The 25,527-nt window shown below is 71.0% G+C and carries 31 protein-coding genes; 12 read left to right on the forward strand and 19 right to left on the reverse strand.

Annotated features, from left to right (window positions below):
• Window positions 1–58 precede the first annotated feature (58 nt).
• On the reverse strand, window positions 59–1,567 hold the full coding sequence (gene glpK, locus JIAGA_RS0107190; RefSeq protein ID WP_026875140.1) for a glycerol kinase GlpK: 1,509 nt from the start codon (window positions 1,565–1,567) through the stop codon (window positions 59–61).
• 89 nt (window positions 1,568–1,656) lie between these two features.
• Window positions 1,657–2,367, reverse strand: a complete 711-nt coding sequence (locus JIAGA_RS0107195) for an MIP/aquaporin family protein (RefSeq protein ID WP_026875141.1) — start codon at window positions 2,365–2,367, stop codon at window positions 1,657–1,659.
• A gap of 250 nt (window positions 2,368–2,617) precedes the next feature.
• Between JIAGA_RS0107195 and JIAGA_RS0107200 the strand changes: the two genes are divergently transcribed.
• A complete protein-coding gene (locus JIAGA_RS0107200; protein WP_035813627.1) occupies window positions 2,618–4,363 on the forward strand; it encodes a glycerol-3-phosphate dehydrogenase/oxidase in 1,746 nt (581 codons plus the stop codon).
• 37 nt (window positions 4,364–4,400) lie between these two features.
• On the opposite strand, the gene JIAGA_RS28145 is transcribed toward JIAGA_RS0107200, so the two are convergent.
• Window positions 4,401–5,336, reverse strand: a complete 936-nt coding sequence (locus JIAGA_RS28145; RefSeq protein ID WP_051425818.1) for a DMT family transporter — start codon at window positions 5,334–5,336, stop codon at window positions 4,401–4,403.
• A gap of 68 nt (window positions 5,337–5,404) precedes the next feature.
• On the opposite strand from JIAGA_RS28145, the gene JIAGA_RS0107210 reads away from it, so the two are divergent.
• Window positions 5,405–5,995: a TetR/AcrR family transcriptional regulator gene (locus tag JIAGA_RS0107210; RefSeq protein WP_035812217.1), complete on the forward strand. Its 591-nt coding sequence runs from the start codon at window positions 5,405–5,407 to the stop codon at window positions 5,993–5,995.
• A 42-nt stretch (window positions 5,996–6,037) separates the two neighbouring features.
• Here JIAGA_RS0107210 and JIAGA_RS0107215 read toward each other — a convergent pair whose 3' ends face one another.
• Complete coding sequence (locus JIAGA_RS0107215) at window positions 6,038–6,577, reverse strand: DoxX family membrane protein (RefSeq protein ID WP_026875144.1); 540 nt, start codon at window positions 6,575–6,577, stop codon at window positions 6,038–6,040.
• Window positions 6,578–6,665: 88 nt separating this feature from the next.
• On the opposite strand from JIAGA_RS0107215, the gene JIAGA_RS0107220 reads away from it, so the two are divergent.
• The 4 genes from JIAGA_RS0107220 to rsrA all read left to right on the forward strand — a co-directional run bounded on the left by JIAGA_RS0107220 (window position 6,666) and on the right by rsrA (window position 9,073).
• Complete coding sequence (locus tag JIAGA_RS0107220; protein WP_026875145.1) at window positions 6,666–7,385, forward strand: SOS response-associated peptidase; 720 nt, start codon at window positions 6,666–6,668, stop codon at window positions 7,383–7,385.
• A 20-nt stretch (window positions 7,386–7,405) separates the two neighbouring features.
• The gene (locus tag JIAGA_RS0107225; protein WP_211239552.1) at window positions 7,406–8,029 is read left to right on the forward strand and encodes an alpha/beta hydrolase family protein; all 624 of its coding nucleotides are present in this window, start codon (window positions 7,406–7,408) and stop codon (window positions 8,027–8,029) included.
• 172 nt (window positions 8,030–8,201) lie between these two features.
• On the forward strand, window positions 8,202–8,801 hold the full coding sequence (locus JIAGA_RS0107230) for a sigma-70 family RNA polymerase sigma factor (RefSeq protein WP_026875147.1): 600 nt from the start codon (window positions 8,202–8,204) through the stop codon (window positions 8,799–8,801).
• Window positions 8,798–9,073 carry a mycothiol system anti-sigma-R factor gene (gene rsrA / locus JIAGA_RS0107235; protein ID WP_026875148.1) on the forward strand — a complete coding sequence of 92 codons (276 nt, stop codon included), beginning with the start codon at window positions 8,798–8,800 and terminating at the stop codon, window positions 9,071–9,073. Before JIAGA_RS0107230 ends, rsrA begins: the two co-directional genes overlap by 4 nt.
• Before the next feature lie 89 nt (window positions 9,074–9,162).
• Here the strand turns inward: rsrA and JIAGA_RS36340 are convergent, their stop codons facing one another.
• Window positions 9,163–9,237: a 50S ribosomal protein bL37 gene (locus JIAGA_RS36340; RefSeq protein ID WP_425402779.1), complete on the reverse strand. Its 75-nt coding sequence runs from the start codon at window positions 9,235–9,237 to the stop codon at window positions 9,163–9,165.
• Window positions 9,238–9,305: 68 nt separating this feature from the next.
• Window positions 9,306–10,148 carry a DUF5317 family protein gene (locus JIAGA_RS32870; RefSeq protein WP_051425819.1) on the reverse strand — a complete coding sequence of 281 codons (843 nt, stop codon included), beginning with the start codon at window positions 10,146–10,148 and terminating at the stop codon, window positions 9,306–9,308.
• Between the two features lie 235 nt (window positions 10,149–10,383).
• On the opposite strand from JIAGA_RS32870, the gene JIAGA_RS0107245 reads away from it, so the two are divergent.
• Both JIAGA_RS0107245 and JIAGA_RS0107250 read left to right on the forward strand, forming a co-directional pair.
• Window positions 10,384–10,575, forward strand: coding sequence for a biotin/lipoyl-binding carrier protein (locus JIAGA_RS0107245; protein WP_035813635.1), 192 nt, complete (start codon window positions 10,384–10,386; stop codon window positions 10,573–10,575).
• A complete protein-coding gene (locus tag JIAGA_RS0107250; RefSeq protein WP_035812220.1) occupies window positions 10,572–10,964 on the forward strand; it encodes a thioesterase family protein in 393 nt (130 codons plus the stop codon). Before JIAGA_RS0107245 ends, JIAGA_RS0107250 begins: the two co-directional genes overlap by 4 nt.
• On the opposite strand, the gene JIAGA_RS34390 is transcribed toward JIAGA_RS0107250, so the two are convergent.
• On the reverse strand, window positions 10,952–11,110 hold the full coding sequence (locus JIAGA_RS34390; RefSeq protein ID WP_157552834.1) for a hypothetical protein: 159 nt from the start codon (window positions 11,108–11,110) through the stop codon (window positions 10,952–10,954). The genes JIAGA_RS0107250 and JIAGA_RS34390 overlap by 13 nt on opposite strands.
• Before the next feature lie 93 nt (window positions 11,111–11,203).
• Between JIAGA_RS34390 and JIAGA_RS28155 the strand changes: the two genes are divergently transcribed.
• Window positions 11,204–12,181 (forward strand): helix-turn-helix domain-containing protein, encoded by a 978-nt coding sequence (locus tag JIAGA_RS28155; RefSeq protein WP_051425820.1) that lies wholly within the window; start codon window positions 11,204–11,206, stop codon window positions 12,179–12,181.
• Here the strand turns inward: JIAGA_RS28155 and JIAGA_RS0107265 are convergent.
• Both JIAGA_RS0107265 and JIAGA_RS0107270 read right to left on the reverse strand, forming a co-directional pair.
• Window positions 12,154–13,845: an acetolactate synthase gene (locus JIAGA_RS0107265; protein ID WP_211239553.1), complete on the reverse strand. Its 1,692-nt coding sequence runs from the start codon at window positions 13,843–13,845 to the stop codon at window positions 12,154–12,156. The genes JIAGA_RS28155 and JIAGA_RS0107265 overlap by 28 nt on opposite strands.
• Window positions 13,846–13,941: 96 nt before the next feature.
• Entirely contained in the window at window positions 13,942–14,823 is an 882-nt protein-coding gene (locus JIAGA_RS0107270; protein ID WP_026875152.1) for a DUF2785 domain-containing protein, read from the reverse strand.
• A 66-nt stretch (window positions 14,824–14,889) separates the two neighbouring features.
• On the opposite strand from JIAGA_RS0107270, the gene JIAGA_RS0107275 reads away from it, so the two are divergent.
• Window positions 14,890–16,353, forward strand: coding sequence for a sensor histidine kinase (locus JIAGA_RS0107275; RefSeq protein ID WP_026875153.1), 1,464 nt, complete (start codon window positions 14,890–14,892; stop codon window positions 16,351–16,353).
• A 532-nt stretch (window positions 16,354–16,885) separates the two neighbouring features.
• Here JIAGA_RS0107275 and JIAGA_RS0107285 read toward each other — a convergent pair.
• The 7 genes from JIAGA_RS0107285 to JIAGA_RS28160 form a co-directional block, all read right to left on the reverse strand.
• Entirely contained in the window at window positions 16,886–17,137 is a 252-nt protein-coding gene (locus JIAGA_RS0107285; RefSeq protein WP_026875155.1) for a WhiB family transcriptional regulator, read from the reverse strand.
• A 385-nt stretch (window positions 17,138–17,522) separates the two neighbouring features.
• Window positions 17,523–18,482, reverse strand: coding sequence for a diacylglycerol/lipid kinase family protein (locus JIAGA_RS0107290; protein ID WP_026875156.1), 960 nt, complete (start codon window positions 18,480–18,482; stop codon window positions 17,523–17,525).
• An 87-nt stretch (window positions 18,483–18,569) separates the two neighbouring features.
• Complete coding sequence (locus JIAGA_RS0107295; RefSeq protein WP_211239554.1) at window positions 18,570–19,574, reverse strand: RNA polymerase sigma factor SigF; 1,005 nt, start codon at window positions 19,572–19,574, stop codon at window positions 18,570–18,572.
• Complete coding sequence (locus JIAGA_RS0107300) at window positions 19,571–19,957, reverse strand: ATP-binding protein (RefSeq protein WP_026875158.1); 387 nt, start codon at window positions 19,955–19,957, stop codon at window positions 19,571–19,573. The genes JIAGA_RS0107295 and JIAGA_RS0107300 overlap by 4 nt, the downstream gene beginning before the upstream one ends.
• A gap of 84 nt (window positions 19,958–20,041) precedes the next feature.
• The gene (locus tag JIAGA_RS0107305; RefSeq protein ID WP_051425821.1) at window positions 20,042–20,815 is read right to left on the reverse strand and encodes an amino acid ABC transporter ATP-binding protein; all 774 of its coding nucleotides are present in this window, start codon (window positions 20,813–20,815) and stop codon (window positions 20,042–20,044) included.
• Entirely contained in the window at window positions 20,812–21,597 is a 786-nt protein-coding gene (locus JIAGA_RS0107310) for an amino acid ABC transporter permease (RefSeq protein ID WP_026875160.1), read from the reverse strand. Before JIAGA_RS0107310 ends, JIAGA_RS0107305 begins: the two co-directional genes overlap by 4 nt.
• 7 nt (window positions 21,598–21,604) lie before the next feature.
• Window positions 21,605–22,441 carry a transporter substrate-binding domain-containing protein gene (locus JIAGA_RS28160; protein ID WP_035812221.1) on the reverse strand — a complete coding sequence of 279 codons (837 nt, stop codon included), beginning with the start codon at window positions 22,439–22,441 and terminating at the stop codon, window positions 21,605–21,607.
• A 150-nt stretch (window positions 22,442–22,591) separates the two neighbouring features.
• Here JIAGA_RS28160 and JIAGA_RS0107325 point away from each other — a divergent pair, with 150 nt between their 5' ends.
• The gene (locus JIAGA_RS0107325) at window positions 22,592–23,563 is read left to right on the forward strand and encodes a zinc-binding dehydrogenase (protein WP_026875161.1); all 972 of its coding nucleotides are present in this window, start codon (window positions 22,592–22,594) and stop codon (window positions 23,561–23,563) included.
• Window positions 23,563–24,384: an MOSC domain-containing protein gene (locus tag JIAGA_RS32875; RefSeq protein ID WP_051425822.1), complete on the forward strand. Its 822-nt coding sequence runs from the start codon at window positions 23,563–23,565 to the stop codon at window positions 24,382–24,384. Before JIAGA_RS0107325 ends, JIAGA_RS32875 begins: the two co-directional genes overlap by 1 nt.
• A gap of 44 nt (window positions 24,385–24,428) precedes the next feature.
• On the opposite strand, the gene JIAGA_RS35205 is transcribed toward JIAGA_RS32875, so the two are convergent.
• The 3 genes from JIAGA_RS35205 to JIAGA_RS0107345 are packed head-to-tail and all read right to left on the reverse strand — an operon-like array spanning window position 24,429 to window position 25,522.
• Complete coding sequence (locus tag JIAGA_RS35205) at window positions 24,429–24,683, reverse strand: hypothetical protein (protein ID WP_026875162.1); 255 nt, start codon at window positions 24,681–24,683, stop codon at window positions 24,429–24,431.
• 5 nt (window positions 24,684–24,688) lie between these two features.
• Window positions 24,689–25,324 carry a GDSL-type esterase/lipase family protein gene (locus JIAGA_RS28170; protein ID WP_051425823.1) on the reverse strand — a complete coding sequence of 212 codons (636 nt, stop codon included), beginning with the start codon at window positions 25,322–25,324 and terminating at the stop codon, window positions 24,689–24,691.
• Complete coding sequence (locus tag JIAGA_RS0107345) at window positions 25,325–25,522, reverse strand: DUF6104 family protein (RefSeq protein ID WP_026875163.1); 198 nt, start codon at window positions 25,520–25,522, stop codon at window positions 25,325–25,327.
• Window positions 25,523–25,527: the final 5 nt, after the last annotated feature.

The following is a 25,527-nucleotide window of genomic DNA, read 5'->3' on the forward strand; positions in this document are numbered from 1 at the left end:
TTCGTGGTGGAGCGGGAGCACCCATGCTCAACGTGATCATTCACCACCCGGTGGGCGGTTACTCGTCCTCGACCCAGTCGAAGGTCTTGGTGACGGCCTTCTTCCAGGTCTTGTAGATCTTCTCGCGGTGGGCGTCGTCCATGGACGGGTCCCACTGCTTGTCCTGGGCCCAGTTGGTGCGGATGTCGTCCTCGCTCTCCCAGAAGCCGACCGCCAACCCCGCCGCGTACGCAGCGCCCAGGGCAGTCGTCTCCGCGACCACCGGCCGGATGACCGGGACGCCGAGGATGTCGGCCTGGAACTGCATGAGCAACTCGTTGGCGACCATGCCGCCGTCGACCTTCAGCGACGTGAGGTCCACCCCCGAGTCCGCGTTCATGGCGTCGATGACCTCGCGGGACTGGAAGGCCGTGGCCTCCAGGACCGCCCGGGCGATGTGCCCCCGGTTGACGAATCGGGTCAGACCGACGATGGCGCCGCGCGCGTCGGAGCGCCAGTACGGCGCGAACAGCCCGGAGAACGCCGGCACGAAGTACGCACCGCCGTTGTCCTCCACGCCGGACGCCAGGCTCTCGATCTCCGGCGCCGAACCGATGATGCCGAGGTTGTCGCGCAACCACTGCACCAGCGAGCCGGTGACCGCGATCGAGCCCTCCAGCGCGTACACGGTGTCGTTGGTGCCGATCTTGTAACAGACGGTGGTGAGCAGGCCGTTCTCGCTCATCACCTTTTCCGTGCCGGTGTTCAACAGCACGAAGTTGCCGGTGCCGTAGGTGTTCTTCGCCTCGCCCGGTGACAGGCACGCCTGGCCGAACGTGGCGGCCTGCTGGTCGCCGAGGATGCCGGCGACCGGCAGCCCGGCGAACGCACCGCGCTCGCGGATGTTGCCGTACACCTCCGAGGACGAGCGGATCTCCGGCAGCATGGACATCGGGATGCCCATGTCGGCGGCGTTGTCCTCGTTCCAGGTGAGGGTGTCGAGGTCCATCAGCAGGGTGCGCGATGCGTTGGTCGGGTCCGTGTAGTGCAACCCGCCGTTGGGGCCGCCGGTGGCGTTCCACAGCACCCAGGTGTCCATGTTGCCGAAGACGAGGTCACCGGCCTCCGCCTTCTCGCGGGCACCGTCGACGTTGTCGAGAATCCACTTCACCTTGGGTCCGGAGAAGTAGGTGGCCAGCGGCAGGCCGGTGGTGGCCCGGTAACGGTCCGGGCCACCGTCGCGGCCCAGCTCGGTGACGATCCGGTCGGTGCGGGTGTCCTGCCAGACGATGGCGTTGTACACCGGCTTGCCGGTGGTGCGGTCCCACACCACGGCGGTCTCGCGCTGGTTGGTGATACCCACGGCGACGACGTCGCTGGTGACGAGGTCGGCCTTGGCCAGCGCGCCGGCGCACACCTCGCGGGTGTTGCGCCAGACCTCCTCCGGGTCGTGTTCCACCCACCCCGCCTGCGGGAAGATCTGCTCGTGCTCTCGCTGGTCGACGGAGACGACCCGGCCCGAGTGGTCGAAGATCATGCAGCGGGTGGACGTGGTCCCCTGATCGATCGCGGCTACGTACGTGCTCATCCGTTCTCCTCACGTCATCGTGCGGGCATGACCCCGTTCTGCCATCAGAACACGGTCCTGGCTGCGGGGGCAGGCCTGGTTCGGCGGCGTCAGTAGACGCCGCGGGCGAGGAGGCCGCCGAGGACACCGCCGACGATCGGCCCCACCACCGGAACCCACGCATAGGACCAGTCGCTCGATCCCTTGCCGCGGATCGGCAGCAGCGCGTGCGCGATGCGCGGACCGAGGTCGCGGGCGGGGTTGATGGCGTACCCGGTCGGCCCGCCGAGCGAGGCGCCGATACCGACGACGAGCAAGGCGACGGCGAGCGGGCCGAGATCCACAGGCTGGTTGCCGAAGGACAGGATCACGAAGACCAGCACGAACGTGGCGATGACCTCGGTGATGAAGTTCCAGCCGTAGTTGCGGATCTCCGGGCCGGTGGAGAAGACGCCGAGCTTCTTGGCCGGCTCCTCCTCGAGATCGAAGTGCTGCTTGTACGCGGCCCACGCGAGCGCGGCACCGACGATGGCACCGGCCATCTGACCGAGGAGGTAGGCCGGGACGTCGCCCCAGTCGGTGTCGCCGTGGGCGACCAGGCCGAACGTCACAGCCGGGTTGATGTGCGCGCCGGATTCGGCCGCCACGAACACACCGGCGAAGACACCAAGGCCCCATCCGAAGTTCACCATCAACCAGCCGCCACCGTAGCCCTTGCTCCGGGCCAGGATGTTCGTGGCGACGACGCCACAGCCGAGGAGAAGGAGCATGCCGGTGCCGAGGAACTCGGACAGGAAGATTTCGCCGAAACTCAGGTCCATGTGAACCTCCGCTTCCGTGGACGGCAACGGCCGTGGCGCCCCGGTGTCCCGGCTGGTCTCGGCAGCGTTGCCAAGGGTCATCTCGGAACCTACTGGTGCGTAGACCAACTGTCTACGTCCTCGGCGACCAGAGCGGGTAGCGTGTTGCTCGGTGTCGACGACGCGGCCGGCGCGGCGGAGCGATGAACCGTCCCGAATGGGTCTATTTCGGCACCATGTGCTCTCTGAGCTGCAAGGAGGCCTGATCCACGTGACCGGCAAAAGCGCACCCACCGGACTGTCCGGGTCGGACGGCCGGCTCAGCCCCGACGCTCGGCGTGAGTACTGGAACCGGCTCGGCGCCGAACACTTCGACGTCGTCGTCATCGGCGGCGGCGTGGTGGGCGCCGGCTCCGCCCTCGACGCGGTGACCCGAGGGCTGCGAGTGGCCCTGGTCGAGGCGCGCGATCTCGCGGCCGGCACGTCCAGCCGCTCCAGCAAGCTCTTCCACGGCGGCCTGCGCTACCTCGAGCAGTTCGAGTTCGGGCTGGTTCGCGAAGCACTGCACGAGCGCGAGCTGATGCTGACGCGGATCGCACCGCACCTGGTCAAGCCGGTCAGCTTCCTGTACCCGCTCAAGCACCGGCTGTGGGAGCGCCCCTACACCGCCGCCGGCCTGCTGCTGTACGACACCATGGGCGGTGCCCGGTCGGTGCCCGGGCAGAAGCACCTGACCCGTGCTGGCGCACTGCGGCTGTTCCCGGCGCTGCGCCACGACGCCCTGGTCGGCGGCATCCGCTACTACGACGCCCAGGCCGACGACGCCCGCCACACGCTGACGGTGGCGCGCACGGCCGCCCACTACGGAGCCGTGGTGCGGACGTCCACACAGGTGGTGGGGTTCCTGCGCGAGGCCGACCGCATCACCGGGGTGCGCGTGCGCGACGTCGAGACGGGTGACGAGCAGGACGTCACGTGCGACGTCGTCGTCAACTGCACCGGCGTCTGGACCGACGAGATGCAGCGGCTGGCCGGGACCCGGGGCCGGTTCCGGGTGCGTTCGAGCAAGGGCGTGCACATCGTGGTGCCGCGCGACCGCATCGCCGCCGAGAGCGGGCTGATCCTGCGCACCGAGAAGTCCGTGCTGTTCGTCATCCCGTGGCGCAACCACTGGATCATCGGCACCACCGACACCGACTGGAACTTCGACCTCGCCCACCCGGCCGCCACCCGCAGCGACATCGACTACATCCTCGAGCACGTCAACTCCGTGCTCATGACCCCGCTGACGCACGACGACATCGAGGGCGTCTACGCCGGACTGCGGCCGCTGCTGGCCGGCGAGAGCGAGCAGAGCTCCAAACTGTCCCGCGAGCACGCGGTGGCCCGGCCCGCGCCCGGCATGGTCGCCATCGCCGGCGGCAAATACACGACCTACCGGGTCATGGCCGCCGATGCCATCAACGCCGCCGCGGTCGACCTCCGCGGCCGGATCGCGCCGTCCATCACCGACAAGGTGCCGCTGATCGGGGCCGACGGCTACCACGCGCTGGTCAACCAGGTCGAGCGGCTGGCCGACGAACACGGCCTGCACCCGCACCGGCTGCGGCACCTGCTCGACCGCTACGGCTCCCTGGTCCACGAGGTGCTGGCGCTGGCCGACGGCCGGCGCGAGCTGCTCGAACCCATTCCCGGCGCCGCGGACTACCTGCGGGTCGAGGTCGTCTACGGCGTCACCCACGAGGGCGCACTGCACCTCACCGACCTGCTCACCCGGCGCACTCGCATCTCCATCGAGTACCCGGACCGCGGGATCGTGGCCGCCGAGCCGGTGGCCCGGCTGATGGCCGAATCGCTGGGCTGGGACGAGAAGACCGTCGCGCGCGAAGTGGAGCTCTACGCCGAGCGGGTCGAGGCCGAACGGCAGTCGCAGACCAAGCCCGACGACCAAGCCGCCGACCAGATCCGTTCCGCGGCGCCCGAGGTCCGCCCCCTGGTGTCCGACCCGGTCATCTGACCCGGAAATGATCACGTCCGGCATGGGTGCACTCGCTTCACCATGGATGCTTGCCTGGTGAAGCGGTAAGACGCCTGGGGCGGCGCCTACACCCCAGCACCAGCCAGACGGCGGCGGCGCAGACAGCCAGGCCGGTCAGCGCGCGCCCGCCCAGGTGCTCGTCGAACATCGCCCAGGCCCACACGGCGGTGGTCGGCGGGGTGAGGTAGAGCAGGCTGCTCACCCGGGTAGCACCGCTGCGGCGCAGCACGATGAGGTACATGCCGTAGCCGCCCGCCGTCGACAGCACCAGCACCCACGCCGCCGCCCACCAGAAGCCGGCCGCGGCCGGCGGGTCGAGGCGGCCACCTGCCGCGGCCTCCGTGGTGAACAGTGCCGCGGCGACGGCGACGTGCACCGTCAGCGACGCCGTCAGCCCGCCGGCCGGCCGCCAGCGCTGTTCCAGCACTGTGCCCGCCGACAACGCCAGCATCCCGCCCACCGGCAGGAGGTAGGCCCAGGCGGGCGCGCCGGAGCCGACGTCGTCGGCGACCACGAGGGCGACGCCGGCCAGGCCGAGCCAGAGCCCGGCTCCGCGCCGGAACCCGATCGGCTCGCCGAGCAGCCGGGTCGCCGCGGCGGCGACGACCAGTGGTTGCAGCGCCGCGATGAGCGCCGTGGTGCCCGCCGGGACGCCCAGTCCGATCCCGGTGACGACGCCGCCGAGGTACAACGCCTGGGACAGCAAGCCGACGACGGCGTGCTGGCGGATCGCCCCCGGTTCGGCGCGGGCCAGCCGGGCCAGTCGCGGCGCCATGACCGGCACGAGGATCATGGCCGCGATCAGGTAGCGCCAGGCCAGCAGGGTGTCGGCGGGGGCATGCTCGGTGCCGAGGCGGGCGCCGATGAAACCTGAGCTCCAGAAGACGACGAGCCCGGCCGCGGCCGCGGCGTCGACGCCCGACAGGTTCGGGCGGGTGGCGAGGTCGGTCATGGACCGATGTAAACATACCGGTCGGTATACTGTCAGTGTCCTCGATCCAGCCCGGAGGTGAGGAGCCCATGCCCCGTCCACCGTCCACCCAGCTCACGCCGGCCGGAGTCCGCCTGCTCGACGCGGCGTCGACGATGTTCTACGAGCACGGCATCCGTGCGGTCGGCGTCGACGCCATCGCGGAGGCCGCCGGCACCACCAAGAAGACGCTCTACGACCGGTTCGGTTCCAAGGACGCGCTGGTCGCGCTCTACCTCGGGCGCCGCTTCGAACGCTGGCAGGCATTCGTGCTCGACCACCTGGCGCGGCAGGCGCCGGAGGCGGGGCCGGAGCGCGTTCTCGGCGTCTACGACGCTCTGGCGCGGTGGCACGCCGACGCGGTCCGGGGCTGCGCGTTCATCAACGCGTTCGCGGAGATCGGCGACGTGAACCATCCCGGTATCGCGGTGATCCGGGCCGAGAAGGATTGGGTGCGCGGCCTGTACACGCGCCTGTCCGTGGAGGCCGGTGTGCCGGCCGAGCGCGCCGGTGACCTGGGCGTCCGGCTCGCGTTGCTGCATGAGGGCGCGCTGGTGACGGCGACGGCCGGCGGCTTCGACGGCGCGTTGGCGCACGCCCGGGCCGCGGCAGCCGGCCTGCTGGCCGCCGCGGCGGAGTGACGCCTCCGGGCGGCGCCGGGACGCGGCGCGCAGGGGCGGTCGTCAGCGCGGCACGCGGTGGGTGATCTCGGACTTGGCCCGCCGCGCCGTCATGCGGGCCTCACGCTGAGCCGTGCGCGTGGCCCGGCGTGCGTCCTTGGCCGCCCGGCGGGCCCGCCACGAGAGCCCGGGCTTGCCGCCGGTGTCGACACTGGCCAGCAGGAGCCCGCCGGCCATGCCGACGTTCTTCATCGCCTGGACGCGCTGGGCGTTGCGCTGCGCGGGGTCTTCGGTCTCCCAGTACGGGTGTCCGGCGACGGTGGTGGGCAGCAGCGACGCGAGCAGTGTCAGCGAGGCCAGGCGGGGCAGCCGCCCCGTGGCCAGCGCCAACCCGGCCCCGAGCTGCACACCGGCGTTGATGCGGACGAGCGCCGCCGGGTCCGTGGGCAAGGACGGCACGCGCTTCTGCAGCGTCGGCCCGAACCGCTCGGCGAACTGCGAGGCCGCCGGGAGCGCAGGTTCCGGGTCGCGCAGGTTCTTGGCGCCCTGGACGACGAAAATGGTCGCGAGCATCGGACGAGCGATCATGCGGACGAGACTCATGACACTGGCTTACCACGAAAGGCCCCGGTCCACTCCTCGCGGTACGCACTCGCTGCCGGGTGTCGGTGGCGGGTGCGAGGATGGTGACATGTGCGGACGGTACGCGGTCAGTCAGAGCGCGGACGACCTCGCCGACGAGTTCGGGGTCGACCGCGTCGACGTGCGTGAGCGGCTCCAGCCGGACTGGAACATCGCGCCCAGCAAGAAGGTCTACGCCGTGCTCACCCGCGGCCGCAAGGACGAGCCGGAGGCTCCGCCCGAGCGGCGGCTGCGCACGCTGAAATGGGGCCTGGTGCCGTCGTGGGCTAAGGACCCGTCCATCGGCAACAAGCTGGTCAACGCCCGGGTCGAGACGGCGGCCGAGAAGCCGGCGTTCCGCCGGGCGTTCGCCGCACGGCGCTGCCTGTTGCCGGCGGAGGGTTTCTACGAATGGCGCGGTGAGAAGAAGGGCGAGAAGCAGCCGTTCTTCATCCATCCGAAGTCCGGCTCGCTGGCCATGGCCGGTCTCTACGAGATCTGGCGGGACAAGAGCCGCCCGGAGGACGATCCGGAGGCGTTCCTGTGGTCGGTGGTCATCCTGACCACTGACGCCACCGACGACGTCGGCCAGATCCACGACCGCATGCCCATGCTGGTCGAGCCGGACGGCTGGGAGCAGTGGCTCGATCCGGGCCGCACCGACGCGGACGAGCTGGGCCGCCTGCTCAAGCCCGCCATGCCCGGCATCCTCGACGCCTACCCGGTGTCCACCGAGGTCAACCGGGTTTCCAACAATGGCCCGCACCTCCTCGACCCGGTGGAACTGTGACGGCGAGCCAGCGCAGCACCGTGGACACGCCCGTCGGGGAGGCGGCGTTCTGGGCCGACGAAGCCGAGAACCCCCGGCTGCGGCTGGTTCTCGGGCACGGCGCCGGCGGTGGCCCGAAGGCCGCCGACCTCGCCGCGCTGGCCAGCCGGCTGCCGGCCGAAGGGGTCAGCGTCCTCCGCTTCGAGCAGCCGTGGCGGCTGGCGGGCAAGAAGGTGGCGCCGCGGCCGCTGGTGCTCGACGAAGCCTGGCGCGCCGCCGTGTCCACGTTGCCGCGTGACGTCCCGCTGGTGCTGGGCGGACGCAGTTCCGGCGCCCGGGTCGCCTGCCGCACGGCACCACAGCTGGGTGCCGTCGCCGTCGTCGCGTTGGCGTTCCCGCTGCACCTGCCGGGCAAGCCGCAGAACTCCCGCCTGCCGGAGCTCGCGGGCGCGGCCGAGGCGCTGCCGGTGCTGGTGGTGCAGGGCGAGCGCGACTCCTTCGGCGCTCCCGGCGAGTTCCCCGCCGGGCCGCACCGCATGGTCGTCGTCCCGCACGCCGACCACGGCATGAAGGTCACCAAGGGGCACGAGCAGCGGGCCGCCATCGCCGCCGTCGTCGATGCCGTCCGGTCCTTCCTGGCGGAGGTCCCGGGTACCCCGGGCTGACCGGTCGCCGGGGAATGCCCGCGGCGAGTTCGTCGTTACGTCGGACGAGTGAACGACGACTCGGGAGGTTCACAACAACGTGGGTACGACGTGCTTGGAACGACCGGCGGTCGACGCCCGCCCTGCGGACCGACGAGCATGGGGAGACCCTTCGCCGGTAGCATCGTTGGTGATGGCTGAACAGGAGAGCGACGAGCAGCGCACACAGCGCTTCGAGCGTGATGCGCTGCCGTACCTCGACCAGCTCTATTCGGCTGCGTTGCGCATGACCCGCAACGCCAGCGATGCCGAAGACCTGGTGCAGGAGACCTTTGCCAAGGCGTATGCCTCGTTCCACCAGTTCAAGGAGGGAACGAACCTCAAGGCGTGGCTCTACCGCATCCTCACCAACACGTTCATCAACACGTACCGCAAGCGGCAGCGTGAACCCCAGCAGAGCGCCACAGAGGAGATCGAGGACTGGCAGATGGCCAGGGCCGAGGCGCACACCTCCACCGGTCTGCGGTCGGCGGAGGCCGAGGCGCTGGCACACCTGCCCGACTCCGACGTGAAGAACGCCCTCCAGGAGATTCCCGAGGAGTTCCGCATCGCCGTCTACCTGGCCGATGTCGAGGGCTTTCCGTACAAGGAGATTGCCGACATCATGGGCACACCGATAGGCACGGTGATGTCCAGGCTGCACCGGGGCCGCCGTCAGCTTCGCGGGCTGCTGGAGGACTACGCCCGCGAGCGTGGGCTGGTGCCGAAGGTCACTCAGGAGGTCGGAGGATGAGCTGCGACGACAACGAAGTCGACTGCGCTGAGGTTCTCGATCGGGTCTACGTCTTCTTCGACCATGAGCTCGACGACCGCACCATCACCTATGACGAGATCAAGGCGCATCTCGACGCGTGCGAGCCCTGCCTGTCGAAGTACGACATCGAGCGTGTGATCCGGGAGATGCTCGCCCGCTCCTGTGGCTGCGAACACGCGCCGGACGAGCTGCGGATGAAGATCCGGGCCCGCATCCAGGAAGTGCGCGTGCAGATCACCCGGACGCCCTGACCCATTCCGGCGCCGTCCGCACGCCACTGACGACGAGAGCCCCGGACGCTGCCGATGCAGGTCCGGGGCTCATGCGCGGTACGGGCGCCTCAGGAGTTGGGGCGCTTGCCGTGGTTGGCCGCGCTCTTCTTCCGCGAGCGGCGCTTGCGTGCCCTCTTGCCCATGGCGAGCTCTCCTCTCGATGATGGATGACCGGCGGACGACCGCCGAACCCGCGCGACGACGGGTGCCGTCAGGCGGTGACGCGCGGCGACTCCGGCTGGGCGTCGGCGGTCACGTCGGCGTCCATTGTCGCACGCTCCGTGGATGCCTCTGACCCGTCCTCGGCGCGCTGATCGATGTGATGCTCGTCGCGCTGCGCCGGTGGCGGCGGTGGCGGCGGGGTGACCGTCGTACGACGCGGCGCACCCGTCGTGGAGCGCGGCGCCTCCGCAGTCGAGCGCGGCGCCTTGGCCGTCGCACGTTGGGCGCCTGCCGTCGAGCGTTGCGCGCCCGCCGTGGTCGTCCGCCGTCCGGTCATCCCGGTCGCCAGTGCGGCCGCGCAGCCGGCGGCGACGGCGATGTCGCCGGGGCTCACGACCTCCGGTCGGGGCGGGAAAGCCACGGGAACGACCTTGCCCAGGAACGGCAGCGTGGTGCCTTCGCCGATGGCGGTGACCCGGCCGGTCTCCTCGGCCGGGTCGGCGCCGCCTGGCGTGGTGGCCCGGTTCCCGGCGTCGGCGGTCATCGTCGGCGTGACTCCCGCGCGCTCCTGCGCGGTCGTGGAGATCGGCATGGCGCCGTTGAGCATGATGACCAGACCGTTGGCGGCCAGGCCGAGGGCGATCAGCCGGGCACCGTGGTAGCCGCGGTTGAGCCAGGCGTAGAACCCGAGCGTGAACCAGCACAGCGCGGTCAGCGTGGGCAGCAGCGGTTCCCAGGCCCAGCTGCCGGCCACACCCAGTGCGTACAGGCCCAGCGCCGTGAGAATGAGCCGGCTGCGGATCGGTGGATGAGCGGCCAGTCGGCGCAGGCGCCCGCGGCGTGCGTAGCCCGCCGCCAGGCCGGCGGCCAGGGCGAGCAGGACGAGCGCCATGTTTTCATCCTGACCCGGCTGACGGCGATGGTGTGGGTGCCACGCCCGCGAACTCGGCGGTTCATGGTGGAATGCTCCGTGCCCGAGGTGCGCTTCTCAGCCGAGGGCACGATGAATGCCCGAGGTGCGCTTCTCAGCCGAGGGCACCATGGAATGCCCGAAGAGCGCTTCTCAGCCGAGGACGCGAGGCCCGGGTGCGAAAGGAGACGGCGTGGCGGAGCAGGTGGCTGCCGAAATGGTGGCCAATGTCCACTCTGTGGCGGTATCTGTGGGTGACCAGGTCGATGCCGGCACGACGCTGCTGGTGCTGGAGTCCATGAAGATGGAGATCCCGGTGCTGTGCGAGGGTGCTGGCCTGGTGTCCGACGTGAAGGTCGGGCCCGGCGACGTGGTTCAGGAGGGCGACGTCCTGGTCGTCATCTCGTGAGTCCGCTCGAGCCGGGGCTGAGCGCCACCGACGAGCATGTCGTCACCGAGGCCGACACCGCGTTGGCGGTCGGCTCCGGTGACGTCCCGGTGCTGGCGACGCCGCACCTGGTGGCCTGGATGGAAGCGGCGACGGTCGCTGCTGTCGCCGACGCACTGGCCGACGGTGACACCACGGTCGGAACGCGGGTCGAGGTCGACCACGTCGCGGCCAGTGCGCTCGGCGCCCGGATCCGGGTCCGGGCCGAGTTGCTGGCCGTCGACGGGCGCGTTCTGCGCTTCGCCGTCGAAGCCTACGACGACGACGGCGCTCGGGTGGGTGGCGGAACCGTCACGCGCGTCGTCGTGGGGCGCGAGCGGTTCCTGGCCCGCCTGTCTCAGCGGGCGTAGGGGTGGGTCGGCAGGCTCGGCGACCAGTCGTCCGCGGCACGCGGTAGCGGCTCGTGGCGGGGTCCGCCGTCCGATTCCGCCCACCTGAGCGTGATGACCGCGGCGGCGACCAGTGCTGCCAGGAGAAGGATGATGACGAGGTTCATGGCAGTAATTCTGCTACCGACATCTTCCTGCCACTAGTGGCAGGTCTGCCGCCATCCGTCGACATCCTGCCAAAGGTCTGCCACACTGTCGGAATGCTGCGAAATGTCGCCACCGTGGTGTTCGACGGCGTCGCTCCGTTCGAGCTCGGGGTGCTGTGCGAGGCGTTCGGTATCGACCGGTCCGACCAAGGGCTCCCCGTCATGGATTTCGACCTCTGCGGGCATCCGGGGCCGGTGAAGACGTCGCTGGGGTTCGAGATCGTCATCGAGCACGGTCTGGAGCGGCTGGAGTCCGCCGACCTGATCGGCATCCCGGCGATGCCGCGCGCCAACGTGTTCCCCGACGAGCTGTTGGACGCGCTGCGGGCCGCCGTCGATCGCGGGGCGAGGGTGCTGTCGGTCTGCTCCGGCGCGTTCGTGCTGGGCGCTGCCGGCCTGCTGGACGGGAGGCGCTGCACCACGCACTGGATGTACACCGACGAGCTCGCGGCCCGCTTCCCGGAGGCCAAGATCGACCCGGGCGTGCTCTACGTCGACGACGACCCCATCATCACCAGCGCCGGTACCGCCGCGGGCATCGACGCCTGTCTGCATCTGTGGCGCAAGGAGTTCGGCGCGGACATGGCGGCCATGGTCGCGCGCCGGATGGTCGTGCCGCCGCACCGCGACGGCGGCCAGGCCCAGTTCATCGAGGCGCCCATCCGGGCCACCCCGGCGCGCACGCTGGCTGCCATCGTCGACTACATGGCCGAGCATCTCGATCAGGAGCTCACCGTCGACGACCTCGCGACCCTGGCCAACATGTCGCCGCGGACGTTCGCGCGCCGGTTCCGCGCCGAGACCGGCACCACGCCCTACGAGTGGCTGCTCACCGCCCGGCTGGCAGCCGCCCAGCGGATGCTGGAGCGCGGCGACGACGTCGTCGAGACGGTGGCCGCCCGGGCCGGTTTCGGTACTGCCGCGGCGATGCGCCACCACTTCGCCAAGCGGCTCGGCACCACGCCGCAGGCCTACCGGGCCGCGTTCTGCGACCGTGACCGGCTTCAGACCCCGGTGGTCGAGCGGGGGTAGGCCACCTCCGGGTCGCACTGGACGTTCAGCAGGTACGGCACGCCTGCGTCGAACGCGCGCCGCAGCGCGGGCCCGAGGTCGCCCGGCTTGGTGACGGTCTCGCCGGCGCCGCCGAGGGCCTCGACGACGGCGTCGTAGCCGGTGTCCGCGCGCAGGTCGGCCGCGACGTCGTAGCCGTACAGGAACCGCATCGGGTGCTTCTCCAAGCCCCAGGCGCCGTTGTTGCCGACGATCATGACCACCGGAAGCTGGTGGCGGACCAGGGTGTCGACGTCCATCAGCGACATGCCGGCAGCGCCGTCGCCGTACAGCAGCACGACCTGGCTCGACGGGTGGGTGAGCCGGGCCGCGGCGGCGGCACCCGCTCCGGCGCCGAGGCAGCCGTAGGGGCCGGGGTCCAGCCAACGGCCGGGGCGGCCGGGCTCGATGAGTTTGCCGGCCCACGACACGAAGTCGCCGCCGTCGCCGATCACCACGGCGTCGTCGTCGAGCACCCGGTTCAGCTCGCCGTAGACGCGGGCCGGGTGTATCGGGTCGGAGTCGGCGGCCAGCAGCGCAGCGTCGCGTTCGACGGCCGCGGTCGCGGCGTCGCGCAGCCGGCCGGCCCAGTCGCCCCACCGGCGTGTGGAACGCATCCCGTCGAGGATCGCGTCCAGAACCGCGGTCAGCTCGCCGGCGGCGCTGCCGGCCAGCTCGACGTGGCGGGCGATGCCGTCGGGGGAGTCCATGACGTGCACCACCCGGGCCGGCGGGGCCCCGTCGGCGCCGCCGAACGTGCCGAAGCCGAGCCGGAAGTCCAGCGGGGTGCCGACCACGAGCACCAGGTCGGCCCGCTTGAACGCGGTGGACCGGGCCCGGGTGATCTGCAGTTCGTGCCCGCGCGGCAGCACGCCGCGGCCCATGCCGTTGACGATGGCGGGGATGCCGGTCTCGGTGACGAACCGCAGCGCGGCCTCCTCGGCGCCGTCCATCCAGACGTCGGAGCCGAGGACGACGACCGGGCGCTCGGCCGCGTCCATCTGCGCGGCGATGCCGGCGACGGCGTCGGGGTCCGGCGCCGGTCGCTCGGCAGGCGGCGTGACGTCCAGCGAGACGTCGGCGAAGCTGTACAGCTCGTCCATCGGGACGTCGACGAAGACCGGCCCGCGGTGCGCGGACGTCGCGACGCTCAGTGCGCGGTCAATTGCCGGACCGACCTCGGCAGCCGTGGCGGCGGTGGTGGCCAGCTTGGTGACGGGGGCGAGCAGCGGCGGGTGGTCGAGTTCCTGCAGCGCGCCGGTGCCCCAGCGCCAGGCGGGTGCCCGCCCGCCGATGGCCAGCAGCGGGACGCCGGAGAAGTACGCCTGGGCGATGCCGCTGACGCCGTTGGTGACGCCGGGACCGGCGGTGAGGACGGCCAGGCCGGGGCGCCGGGTGAGCTTCGCGGTGGCCTCGGCGCCGAACACGGCGGTCTGCTCGTGCCGGACGTCGACGATGCGGGTGGCGGTGCCCGCGGCGGTGTCGCCGGCGGTGCTCTCGGCCTTGACCACCGCGTCGTACAGCGGGAACACGTGGGCGCCGGAGAGGGTCCACATGGTCTGCACGCCGTGCGCCTCGGCGACGGCGAGGGCGTGCTGCCCAGCGTGACCGCTGAGGCTCAAGTTGTTGCGCTGCGAAATACTCACGGTGCCACGGTAGCCCGCCCGTCCATGATCATCAACGATTTCGGGTGTCTGGGCACCCTGGATCGTTGATGATCGCGGGCCTGGCTCAATGGGGAGCTACGGCTGGCGGTAGAGCCAGCGGGCGCTGCCGCGCAGCGCGGCCTGCAGCGCGATGAGCAGGTCCGAGCGCACCGACGGCATCGCCTTGACACTGCTGGCGGTGTCCTGCGCCGGGGTGCCCTGCACGCCCAGCAGCAGCTGCAGGTGCAGCGACCGGACGTAGTCGAGGGTGTTCTCCCGAGCCGCGGCGCCGGGTGCCGGCGGAGGGGAGTCGTCCTGCCAGGCCTGCGCAAGCCGCTCGAGCCAGTTCTCCAGCGCCTCGATGGCGACCAGGTCCCGGTGCAGGATGGACATGGTGGCGTAGGCCAGGCGCTGCCCCTCGCCGGCGGAGAAGCGGTACGGGGTGCGGGTGCCGAGCCGTTCGGCCACGACGTCCAGCAGCACCCGTAACTCGTCGGCGCCCAGGTGCCGCGAGGCGCTGAGCGCGCCCAGCACGTCGGCGCCGTGCGCGACGGCGTTGGCCCAGCCCTGGGAGGGGGTCCACCCGCGCAGGTCGCGCTCGCCGAGAAACCAGCCGACGGCCTGGTCGGCCCAGGTGAGGACGGCCGTGGGGTGCAGCCCGTGGGTGACGTTGTCGCGCGCGATGACCTCGGCCAGGATGCTCGCGGAGTAGGAGCGGCGCAGCACCGACGGGGTGCCTTCCTCGCCCAGCCCCTTGCGCAACCCGACGGCCAGGCCGTCGCCCAGGCCGATCAGGAGCTCGTCGTACACGCCCTCGCGCACCCACGCCTGCAGAACGGAGTGGGCGATGTCCTCGCGCACGTGCGGGTCGGGGTCGCCCAGCATGGTGACCAGTTCGATGGTGAGCTCGTCCAGGGCGGCGCCCTGGGGTAGCCGGAAGCCGCCCGCTACCACGCGCTCCCAGTACGACTGCTGCACAGGAGCAATCCTCGCAGAACCACCTCCGCTGAGGGAAGCGAGGGATGGCGGGCTACGCTCGACACCGTGCCGTCGCTCAACGACGTGGTCCACCGTCACACCGACCTCTCCGAGGCGGATCTGGACTGGCTGCATGCCCTCATTGCGGACTGGCAGCTGCTGGCGGACCTCTCCTTCGCTGACCTGGTGCTCTGGGTGCCCGACCGCGACGGCGAGGGCTACCGCGCCGTCGCCCAGATGCGCCCCACCACCGGCCCGACGGCCTACGTCGAGGACCTCGTCGGGTCCTACCTGGTCAAGGGCCGCCGGCCGCTCATCGACACCGCTTACACCGAGGGCGTCATCCGCCGCGAAGGCGACCCGGAATGGTGGGACGACGTGCCGGTGCGGGTCGAAGCCATCCCGGTGCGGCACGAGGGCCGGGTCATCGCGGTCATCGGCCGGCACACGAACCTCGTCGCCGTGCGCACGCCCAGCCGGCTGGAGCTGTCGTACCTCGAGTGCGGCAGCCAGCTCGCCACCCTGATCACCGAGGGCCGGTTCCCGCATTCGCGGGCCACCGACATGGGCCGGCGCGGCGCGCCCCGGGTGGGTGACGGCCTGGTGCGCCTGGACGCCGACGGGGTCGCGCTCTACGCCAGCCCGAACGCGGTGTCGGCGTACCGGCGGCTCGGCCTGGCCGCAGATCTGGTCGGGCAGCACCTCGGCAAGGCGACCGCCACGCTGGCGCCGCCGCCGGGTGCCCGCGACGAGCCCCTGGAGGCGATCCTCGGCGGCCACCAGCACATCCGCACCGAGATCGAGGGCAACGGCGCGGTCATGACGTTGCGGGTGATCCCGCTCGACCCCGGCGGGCGGCACGTCGGCGCGCTCGCGCTGTGCCGCGACGTGACCGAGGTGCGCCGTCGTGAGCGGGAACTGCTGACCAAGGACGCGACCATCCGCGAGATCCACCACCGCGTCAAGAACAACCTGCAGACGGTGGCGGCGCTGCTGAGGTTGCAGTCGCGGCGCATCGCCTCGGCGGAGGGCCGGGCGGCGCTGGACGAGGCGGTTCGGCGGGTGGGCTCGATCGCGATCGTGCACGAGACGCTGTCGCAGACCGTCGACGACACCGTCGCCTTCGACGACGTCGCCGACCGGCTGCTTGCCATGGTGGCGGAGGTGGCCGCCACCTCGGCCGAGGTACGGGCCCGGCGCACCGGGACGTTCGGCGTCCTGGGGGCCGAGACCGCGACGCCGCTGGCCATGACGCTCACCGAGGTGCTGCAGAACGCCGTCGAGCACGGCCTGGACCGGCGGCGCGGCGAGGTCACGCTGGCCGCCGACCGCGACGACGGCCGGTTACTGGTGACCGTGGACGACGACGGGGTGGGGCTCCCTGACGGCTTCGACCCGGCGACGACGGGGAACCTGGGCCTGCAGATCGTCCGCACCCTCGTGGTGGGTGAGCTGAACGGAACACTCGACATCGGGCCGCGTCCGGGCGGCGGCACGCGCGTGGTGCTGGACCTCCCGGTGGGGAGCTGAGGGCAGCGGCCGGTGTGCGGCCGCGCCCGTAGGTCGCCGGTGAGCTCGGTCGTCCGTGAGAGCTCGTCGGCCGGCTTTGCAATGGGCACCTAGGCGCACCACCCGGTGTTGGCCGCCGCGGTGGATGACGACGCGGCGTCATCGTGGTCGATGATCGAGCCCCCAGCCGGTCCCGTCGCGGGCACGTGTTCGTTCGCCGACGACGTCAGCGTGACGACCGCAGGACCCGCAGCGGCAGGGGCATCGTCGCGACAGCGCAGATCCAGCCAGTGCGCCGCGATGGCGGGTGGATCGGTGGGCCCAGGGCGCCACTGATCCACCCGCCATCGACGGTAGGCGCGGCGGGACCGGTGCGTATAGGTGTCCATTGCAAAGCCGGTCGCAGCGTCACCCGCCGATCTGCGTCCGGTTCCGGGGCCGGCGAGGGTCGCTACCGAAACCCCGCCGCCGTAACCCGCCGCCGGTGTCCGGACATGCCGACGCCCCGCCGTCCGGGGCCTGGCGGGGCGTGATGCGTCGGAGTGAGGGCCGATCAGTAAGCGCGGGCCCGGGCGCGGGCGTTGCGGCGCTTGAGCGCGCGACGCTCGTCCTCGGACAGGCCACCCCAGACGCCGGCGTCCTGGCCGCTTTCCAGCGCCCAGCTCAGGCAGGACTCGCGGACGTCGCAACGGCGGCAGACGGTCTTGGCCTCCTCGATCTGGAGCAACGCGGGCCCGGTGTTCCCGATGGGGAAGAACAGCTCCGGGTCCTCGTCGCGACAGGCGGCACGGTGGCGCCAATCCATGGTTCTCACAGCTCCTTTATGGTGGTGCCGGACAGTTACCCATCCGGCCACGTTGCACTACGTGAATTCGTTCACGAATCCCTGCCCCGGTCTGGCCACTGGCTGGCGACCGGGAAGGGGATGACGCGAAGTCCTGCGTGCGGCCTACCGCGCGTTCGTGGCGCGCGTGTTACCGCGTGGCACTACCAGGGTGACAACTTCGCCAGGCATGTACAAGGGCTTTGTGTAATCCGTCTCATCGTGGTCGGTGTAGCGTCGGTCACAACAACAGTCCAAAACGGACAAGATGCGACCATAACGGGCGTCACCAGGGCTGGCAAGAGTGCTACGGTCCGCGTTCCGCGGGCTGTCGAGCCGTTCTGGCTTCGGATCGATGGTAGACCGATCAGTAGACGATACGCAGGGCGTTCGGTACAGATGTCAAGATGATCTCGGTCCGCTCGCCGATGTAGTCGCCGTCCACCTGCACCGGCAGGGGGTCGTCCGCGCGCAGCGTGATCTGCTTGCGGTCGTGCAACGAGACCACGTTGCGACCGCGTGGCCCCCGCCGGGTGGTCAACTGGCCCAGCCGCAGCAGCGTCGGCGCCAGCCGCAACCCGGCCAGCGCGAAGACGTCGAGACCGGCGTTGAGGTCGGCGTATGGCGTGGGGCGTAGCGGCCGGGCGCCCAGGTAGGTCCACGGTGTGCAGTTGGTGATGATGACGATCGAGAGCCCGGGCACCGGGTTGCCGTCGTCCGCGACCAACTCGATGGTGCCGTGCGTGCGGTCGTCCTGGGTGAAGAACCGCCGGATCGCGGTGCGCACGTACAACGGAACCGTGGACGTACGGCCGCGGTCCCGCTCGGCTTCGACCGCCCGGATGACGTCGGCGTCGAAACCGAAGCCGGCGGCGAAGGTGAAGTAGCGGTCGTCGAGCCGGCCCAGTCCGATGCTCTGCCGCCGGCTTGAGCGCAGCGCGTCCAGCAGGAGCCCGGTGGCCTCGACCGGGCTCTCCGGAATACCGAGGTTGCGGGCCAGCACGTTGGTGCTGCCACCGGGAATGATCGCCACGTCGGGCAGTGATCCGGACCGGCCGCCGTCCGCGCCGCCGCTGTCCGCGCCGCTGACGTCGTCGTCGGTGAGCAGGCCGTTGGCGACCTCGTTGATGGTGCCGTCGCCACCGACGGAGACGATGAGGTCGACACCGTCGGCACGGGCCTGGCGGCTCAGCTCGGTGGCGTGACCGCGGTGGGTGGTCTCGCTGACCTCGAGATCCAGGTCGTTGCTCAGCGCGGACAGCAGGACGTCACGGGTACGCACCGACGTCGTCGTGGCGTTCGGATTGAGGACGACTAGAGCCCGCATGCCCGACAGCCTACGTTCCGGCCGTTCCATGATCGGAAGCCGATCCGTCCCACCTGGCAGCCGAGGCCCAGATGATCACGGCGACGGTCAGCGGAACATGCCCTCACGCAACTGAATGAGAGTGCGCGACAGCAACCGCGAAACGTGCATCTGCGAGATGCCGACCTCGCCGGCGATCTGCGACTGCGTCATGCCGCGGAAGAACCGCAGCACGATGATCCGGCGCTCCCGCTCCGGCAGCCCGGCCAGCAACCGGGCCAGCGTCTCGCGGTTCTCCACGCCCTCCAGGGCTTCGTCGTCGTGGCCGATGGTGTCGATGGTGGACGGTGCGTTCTCGCCCGGCTCCGGCGAGTCCAGCGACACCGTGCTGTAGGCGGCCGCCGTCTCCAGTGCCTCGAGCACCTCGTCCTCGGTGGTACGGGTGGCCTGCGCGAGCTCGGCGATGGTGGGCGAACGGCCCAGCTGCTGGAGCAGGTCGGTGGTGGCGGAGCTGATGGCCAGCCGCAGCTCCTGCAGGCGCCGGGGGACTCGGATCGCCCAGCCCTTGTCGCGGAACCACCGCTTGATCTCACCCAGGATGGTGGGCGTGGCGTAGGTGGAGAACTCCGCGCCACGGGTGGGGTCGTAGCGGTCGATGGCCTTGATCAGGCCGATCGTGGCCACCTGGACGAGGTCCTCGTACGGTTCACCGCGTCCGGCGAAGCGCCGCGCCAAGTGCTCGGCGAGCGGCAGGTGCAGCGTGGTGAGCCGGTTGCGAGCCTCGGCCCGCCGCGGGTCGTCCGGGTCGAGGCGGGACAGCAGCTCCAGCAGCGCACGGCTGGTGGCGCGGTCGACCCCGCCACGGCCCTCGGGCGGGTCGTCGAGCACCGGCTTCCCGGCCGGCCCGGGCGGCTGCCCGTCGACGGCGACAGGCTCGCCCCCGGCGACGGCCGCCTCCCCGGCAACGGGCTCACTCCCCGCGACGGGCTCGCTCCCGGCGACGGGGTCATCCCGCGTGACGACGTCGGCGGGGGGCGCGTCGAGGGCACCAGCGGCCGGCCTCCCGGCCCGCCTGGGGTAACGCACCTCGGCAGGTCCCACCGGCTGTCTCAACCTCGCTTCTTGCGCAGCATGATGGAGACCCGGCCGTCTTCGACCCGCGAGTGGACCTCGCCGGCGAGTGCGGACAGGACGGTCCAGGCGAAGCTGTCGCGGCTGGGAAGGTCGGTCTTGGCCGCCGGCACCGAGACCACGACATCGAGGATGTCGGGGTGCAGCTGGAAGCTGCAGTGCATGGTGGCGCCGGGGGTGGCGAGTGGCAGCAGCATGGCACCGGCTTCGTCGACGGCGATGCGCAGGTCCTCGATCTCGTCGAGTGTGAACCCGATCCTGGCGGCCAGCCGTGCGGCCGTGGTGCGCAGCACGGTGAGGTAGGCGCTGGACGCCGGCACCTGCAACTCGACCAGGTCACCGAACGACGAATCGGACTCGCTCACCAAACCTCCTCGTGTGAGTTGCTTCGAACACAGTGTCACATGCGAACCGGGGAAGGCGGTTCGCCGACCACGGGTCAGGTGGTTCTACAGGACCTTGGACAGGAACGCCTGAGTTCGCTGATGCTGCGGGTCGGACAGGATGTCACGCGGGTGGCCGGACTCCACGATGGCCCCTTCGTCCATGAAGATCAGATGGTCGCCCACCTCGCGGGCGAAACCCATCTCGTGGGTCACGACCATCATCGTCATACCACTGTCGGCCAGGTCGCGCATCACGTCGAGCACGTCGCCGACCAGTTCGGGGTCGAGCGCCGAGGTCGGCTCGTCGAAGAGCATCATGTCCGGGTCCATCGACAGCGACCGCGCGATGGCGACGCGTTGCTGCTGGCCGCCGGAGAGGTGTGCCGGGTAGGCGTCGATCTTGTCCATGAGACCCACGCGCTCGAGGTTGCGGCGGGCCACTTCGGCCGCCTCGGCCTTGTTCCGGCCCAGCACTCGCCGCTGCGCGATGGTGAGGTTGCGCAACACGCTGAGGTGCGGGAACAGGTTGAACTGCTGGAACACCATGCCGATGCGGGCACGGACCCGGTCGAGGTCGATCTCGGGGTCGAGGATGTCGATGCCCTCGACGCGGATCTGCCCGGACGTCGGTTCCTCCAGCCGGTTGACGCAGCGCAGCAGGGTCGACTTGCCCGATCCGCTCGGCCCGACGACGCACACCACCTGGCCCGGATCGACGGTGAGGTCGATGCCTTTGAGCACCTCGAGGTCGCCGAAGCTCTTGTGCAGCGCTTCGACCTCGATGGCGGGGACGCCGCTGGTGGTCGCGGCGGCCGCGGGCGCCGGTTCGGTGCTCATCGTGACCTCCCCAGCCGGCGTTCGAGGACCGCGACCAGCCGGGTCAGCGGAATGGTGATCAGCAGGTAGAGCATCGCGGCCATCAGCAGCGGCGTGCTGTTGTTGGAGTTGATCACCCCGTCGCGGGCGAACGTGGTGATCTCCTTGTTCATGAGTGTCGACCCGACGATGAACAGCAGCGACGTGTCCTTGATCAACAGAACGAACTCGTTCGTGAGCGGCGGGATGACGATCCGGAACGCCTGCGGCAGCACGATGGAGACCATGGTGCGCCCGGCCGGCATGCCCAGCGACCGGGCCGCCTCGGCCTGTCCCTTGGGTACGCCCTCGATGCCGGCCCGGATGCTCTCGGCCATGTAGGCGCTCGCCACCAGGATCAACGCGAGCAGTCCCGCCCCGATCGTCCCGCCCGGCACGCGCACCTGGAACGCGATCGGCAGCACGTAGGCCATCGCGAAGATGGTCAGCAGCGCCGGCAGCCCCCGGAACAGCTCGATGTAGGCGATCGCCAGCCACCGGTACGGCAGCACGGTGGACAGCTTCATCAGCGCGAGGACGATCCCGAGGACCAGGCCGCCGCTGAACGCGATCACGGTGAACAGCAGGGTGTTCTTGGCCGCGATAGTGATCATCTCGGGGAGCTGGTCGCGGGCGACGTCGACCTGCAGGAAGTTGGCACGGATGCGTTCCCAGTCGGCCGAGACGACCACAACGACGACAGCCGCCACGAAGATCAGGTACAGGACGCCGCGGCCGAGTCGCCGGCGCGTGGTTCTGCGCACGGCGACCTCAGCCGGTGCTCTCTTGGTCGACCTCGAAGTACCGGTTGTAGATCTCGTCGTACGTGCCGTCGTCGCGCAGCGCCTGCAACTGCTCGTTGACCGCCTCGAGCAGCGCCGTCTTCTCACCCTTGCTGAAGGCGAACCCGTACTGCTCGTCCGTCTCGTACTCCTCCACCACCTGGTAGTTCGGGTCTGCCCGCTGGTGTTCCAGGTTGACCGGCAGGTCCTGCAGGATCGCGTCGATGTTGCCGGCCTGCAGCGCCGGCCACAGCTCACCGTCGCTCGGGAACGCCTGCAGCGGGTTGGCGCCGTCGGGCAGGTTCTCCTCGGCGTAGGTCTCCCCGGTGGTGCCCTGCTGGACGCCGACGGTCCTGCCGACGAGGTCGTCGATCGACTCGATGCCCGAGTCGACGGGGACCAGGAGCGACTGCAGAGAGTCGTAGTACGGGTCGGAGAAGTCGAGGTTCTCCTTGCGCTCGTCGGTGATGGTCATCGCGGAGGCGCCGAGGTCGCACTGGCCGGCCGCGAGCACGGCGCCGCTCTGCAGCGGGTCGAACCCGACGTCCTGGACGGCCAGCTCCAGCTCGAGGTTGTCGGCGATGGCCTGCGCGATGTCCATGTCGAAACCGCTGTACCCGCTGGGGGCCTCCGGGTCCTCGACCTCGAACGGCGGATACGGCACGTCGGAGCAGACGGTCAGCGTGCCGCTCTGGACCAGTTCGAGGTCGTCGCCGGCGCCGGTCGCGGTGGCGTCGCCGTCCCCGTCGTCACCGCACGCGGCCAGAACGACAACGATGGCCGCCGTGGCGGCCGCGAAGCGTAGCGAAGGCGTGTACGTGGGCATTGCATTCCCCTTGGCGGAGGCATCTGTCCTGTTCGCATCCTGCCACCCGCTCGGGATCCAGAAGGCCACGATCATATAAAGAAGTCCGGCTGGCGCGGGTTGTGAGCAGCGTCCCTCCGGCCGGTGACGGGGTGTCGTTAGGCTCGGGGCATGTTCGCCGCCTACGCCTCGAAGCTGGACGCCGACGACCCCCTGGCCGGCCTCACCGTCGGGGAACGCCCCGAGCCGGAGGTGCCGGCCGGCTGGATGACGGTCACGGTGCGGGCCGCCGCGCTGAACCACCACGACCTGTGGTCGCTGCGTGGCGTCGGGCTGGACGAGAGCCGGTTGCCGATGATCCTGGGCTGTGACGCGGCCGGAGTCGATGAGGACGGCAACGACGTGGTCGTCCACGCGGTGATCTCCGACCCGGACTGGCGCGACGACGAGACGCTCGATCCGCGGCGCTCGCTGTTGTCCGAGCGCCACCCGGGCACGTTCGCCCAGCGCGTCGCGGTGCCCCGGCGCAACCTCGTGCCCAAACCGGCGGGCCTGACGTTCGAGGAGGCGGCCTGCCTCCCCACGGCCTGGCTGACCGCCTACCGCATGCTCTTCACCCAGGCCCAGGTGCGGCCGGGGCAGACGGTGCTGGTCCAGGGTGCGGGCGGCGGCGTCGCGACGGCACTGGTCGCGCTCGGCTCGGCAGCCGGTGCCCGGATGTGGGTGACGTCGCGCGACCCGGACGGGGCGGCGCGCATCCTGGATTCGGGAGCGGACCGGCTGTTCGCCAGCGGTGAGCGGCTGCCGGAGCGGGTCGACGCCGTCATGGAGACCGTCGGGGCCGCGACCTGGCAGCATTCGGTGCGCTCGCTGCGACCCGGCGGCACCCTGGTGGTCAGCGGCGCGACATCGGGTTATGCCGCCGACACCGAGCTGAACCGGGTGTTCTTCCTGCAGCTGCGGGTCCTGGGCTCCACCATGGGCACCCGCGATGAGCTGGTCCGGTTGCTGGCGTTGTGCGAGCGGTCCGGACTGCGCCCGGTGGTCCACGGCGTCCTGCCGCTGGAGCAGGCTTCCGACGGGTTCGCCGCCATGGATCGCGGCGACGTGTTCGGCAAGATCGTCTTCGTGCCGTCGTCGTGATGGCCACGGAAACGGCCGCGCCCGCCGTCGAGGGCGTCGTCGGCGAGGTGAACCGGCTGACCCACGGCCCGGTCAAGGGGCTGGGACTGAGCCATCCGGACCACGTCGACATCACGGCCACCGGGCTGGCCGGCGATCGCCGCTTCTTCCTCGTCGACGCTGCTGACACGCTGCTGTCGATCACCAGGACCGGCGCCCTGACCGGCCTGACCGCCCATACCGACGGCGACGACGGTGACGGCGAGCGGCTCACCGTCACCGGCGACGGCGCGGAGCTCAGCGTGCCGGTGGAACTGGGAGACACGGTCGGCGCGAACTTCTACGGCCACCACGTGGTCCCCGGCCGGGTGGTCGCCGGACCGTGGGCCGGGTTCTTCAGCGACCTGGTCGGACAGCCGGTGCGCCTGATCCGGGCGGACGAGCCGGGCAGCGGCTGCGACCTGCACCCGGTGACCCTGCTGGCGGAGGCCTCGGCGACGGCGCTTGCCGCGGCCGCGGGAGCCGAGGTGGACGCGCGGCGGTTCCGCATGAGCATCGGACTGGACGGCCCGCCGGCGTTCGCCGAGGACGGGTGGAGCGGGGCGGAGCTGGAGATCGGCACCGCGGTGCTCCGGGTCGGCGGACCGGTGAAGCGGTGCGCCGCGACGATCCGTCACCCGGAGTCCGGGGAGCGCGACCTCCCCATGCTGCGTGTGCTCAAGCAGGTCCGCGGCGTGCAGTCCAGCGAGCTCGGCACCGGCGTGAACCTGGGCGTGTACGCGAGCGTCGTGCGGCCCGGGCAGGTCAGCGTCGGCGACGCGGCGCGACTGACACTCCCATGATCATCAAGACTTGACCCGCCTATAGCCGGGCAAACCCTTGATGATCATGGGCGGGACGAGCCGAGCCCGAGGAGCGCCAGGAACGACTCGCCGTGGCTCATCTCGTGGAAGTCGGGGTCACCGCTGGACCGGTTCGGGTTGGTCTCCAGGTAGCTGAAGAACCCGTGCATGGGCGCCAGGTCGAGCCCGTCGGCGACGAGCTGGCGCACCGGCGGCAGGGACCACGGCCAGGCCGGAGGCGGGACCGCGAAGTCGTCGGGCGGGTCGAACTCGACCCGGCGAACCGGCCGGCGGTCCATCCGGCTCACGACGCGGCGCGGGGGACGCGGCGGTCCTTGACCGGGGTCTTCGGCGGCTCCGCCCCGAGCCAGGAGTACCAGCCGCCGTTCAGCACCAGGTAGGCGAGCAGGCCGTACCCGGCCTGGTCGGGATGGATGCCGTCGTCGGCGCGGGCCTCCTGCCAGGCGTCCTTCGCCGACAGCGGGCCGAACGTGGCGATGTAGGGGACCTGGCGTCGGGCGCAGACCGCGGCGTAGGCGGCGTCGAGCTCGCCGATGCGTACCGTCATGGGCTGGTCGCCGACCGGCGGCGGGCCGACCACCAGGGTGGGGACGCTGGTGGAGGAGAGGCCGAACTCGAGCGCGGCGGCCGACCGGGCCGGGTCGATGCCGCGGTGCGCGTCGGCCACCCCGACCGCCAGCACCACGCGGTGTTCGTCGCCGCGGGCGAACCGCGGCGCGCTCTCCATCGGCACCCGCACCACGACCTCCTCGGTGGCTTCGCCGCGTACGCCCAGGGGATACGCGGTCAGCGCCACCCCCGTCGACGGTGGCGTACGGGCAGCCACCCGGCCCACCCAGCCCAGCGCCTTGGGGTCGCCGACCCCGGCGACGAAGGAGTCACCGAAGACACAGACACGGACGTCGCGGGGGTGGGCCACTCAGTCGTCCTGACCGGAGTCGTCGTCGGCGTCGTCGTCGGAGCGGGCCAGCCAGGTGGCCAGCCGCTCCACCGCCGTCTCGAACTCGGGATTGAGGTCGACGAAGTCGCGCATCCGCTCGGACAGCCAGCCCAGCGTGACCTGCTCGTCGCCACGGCGCTGGTCCAACTCCTCGATGCCGCGGTCGGTGAAGTACATGGTGC

The organism is Jiangella gansuensis DSM 44835, from assembly GCF_000515395.1.
GTDB classification, from domain to species: Bacteria; Actinomycetota; Actinomycetes; order Jiangellales; family Jiangellaceae; genus Jiangella; species Jiangella gansuensis.

Bases quoted from the DNA above. Each gene is read 5' to 3' on its own strand.
- glpK (WP_026875140.1), bottom strand. From the start codon at position 1,567: ATGAGCACGTACGTAGCCGCGATCGATCAGGGGACCACGTCCACCCGC.
- JIAGA_RS0107195 (WP_026875141.1), bottom strand. From the start codon at position 2,367: ATGGACCTGAGTTTCGGCGAAATCTTCCTGTCCGAGTTCCTCGGCACC.
- JIAGA_RS28145 (WP_051425818.1), bottom strand. From the start codon at position 5,336: ATGACCGACCTCGCCACCCGCCCGAACCTGTCGGGCGTCGACGCCGCG.
- JIAGA_RS0107210 (WP_035812217.1), top strand. From the start codon at position 5,405: ATGCCCCGTCCACCGTCCACCCAGCTCACGCCGGCCGGAGTCCGCCTG.
- JIAGA_RS0107215 (WP_026875144.1), bottom strand. From the start codon at position 6,577: ATGAGTCTCGTCCGCATGATCGCTCGTCCGATGCTCGCGACCATTTTC.
- JIAGA_RS0107220 (WP_026875145.1), top strand. From the start codon at position 6,666: ATGTGCGGACGGTACGCGGTCAGTCAGAGCGCGGACGACCTCGCCGAC.
- JIAGA_RS0107230 (WP_026875147.1), top strand. From the start codon at position 8,202: ATGGCTGAACAGGAGAGCGACGAGCAGCGCACACAGCGCTTCGAGCGT.
- rsrA (WP_026875148.1), top strand. From the start codon at position 8,798: ATGAGCTGCGACGACAACGAAGTCGACTGCGCTGAGGTTCTCGATCGG.
- JIAGA_RS32870 (WP_051425819.1), bottom strand. From the start codon at position 10,148: ATGGCGCTCGTCCTGCTCGCCCTGGCCGCCGGCCTGGCGGCGGGCTAC.
- JIAGA_RS0107245 (WP_035813635.1), top strand. From the start codon at position 10,384: ATGGTGGCCAATGTCCACTCTGTGGCGGTATCTGTGGGTGACCAGGTC.
- JIAGA_RS34390 (WP_157552834.1), bottom strand. From the start codon at position 11,110: ATGAACCTCGTCATCATCCTTCTCCTGGCAGCACTGGTCGCCGCCGCG.
- JIAGA_RS28155 (WP_051425820.1), top strand. From the start codon at position 11,204: ATGCTGCGAAATGTCGCCACCGTGGTGTTCGACGGCGTCGCTCCGTTC.
- JIAGA_RS0107285 (WP_026875155.1), bottom strand. From the start codon at position 17,137: ATGGATTGGCGCCACCGTGCCGCCTGTCGCGACGAGGACCCGGAGCTG.
- JIAGA_RS0107290 (WP_026875156.1), bottom strand. From the start codon at position 18,482: ATGCGGGCTCTAGTCGTCCTCAATCCGAACGCCACGACGACGTCGGTG.
- JIAGA_RS0107305 (WP_051425821.1), bottom strand. From the start codon at position 20,815: ATGAGCACCGAACCGGCGCCCGCGGCCGCCGCGACCACCAGCGGCGTC.
- JIAGA_RS28160 (WP_035812221.1), bottom strand. From the start codon at position 22,441: ATGCCCACGTACACGCCTTCGCTACGCTTCGCGGCCGCCACGGCGGCC.
- JIAGA_RS0107325 (WP_026875161.1), top strand. From the start codon at position 22,592: ATGTTCGCCGCCTACGCCTCGAAGCTGGACGCCGACGACCCCCTGGCC.
- JIAGA_RS32875 (WP_051425822.1), top strand. From the start codon at position 23,563: ATGGCCACGGAAACGGCCGCGCCCGCCGTCGAGGGCGTCGTCGGCGAG.
- JIAGA_RS35205 (WP_026875162.1), bottom strand. From the start codon at position 24,683: ATGGACCGCCGGCCGGTTCGCCGGGTCGAGTTCGACCCGCCCGACGAC.
- JIAGA_RS0107345 (WP_026875163.1), bottom strand. From the start codon at position 25,522: ATGTACTTCACCGACCGCGGCATCGAGGAGTTGGACCAGCGCCGTGGC.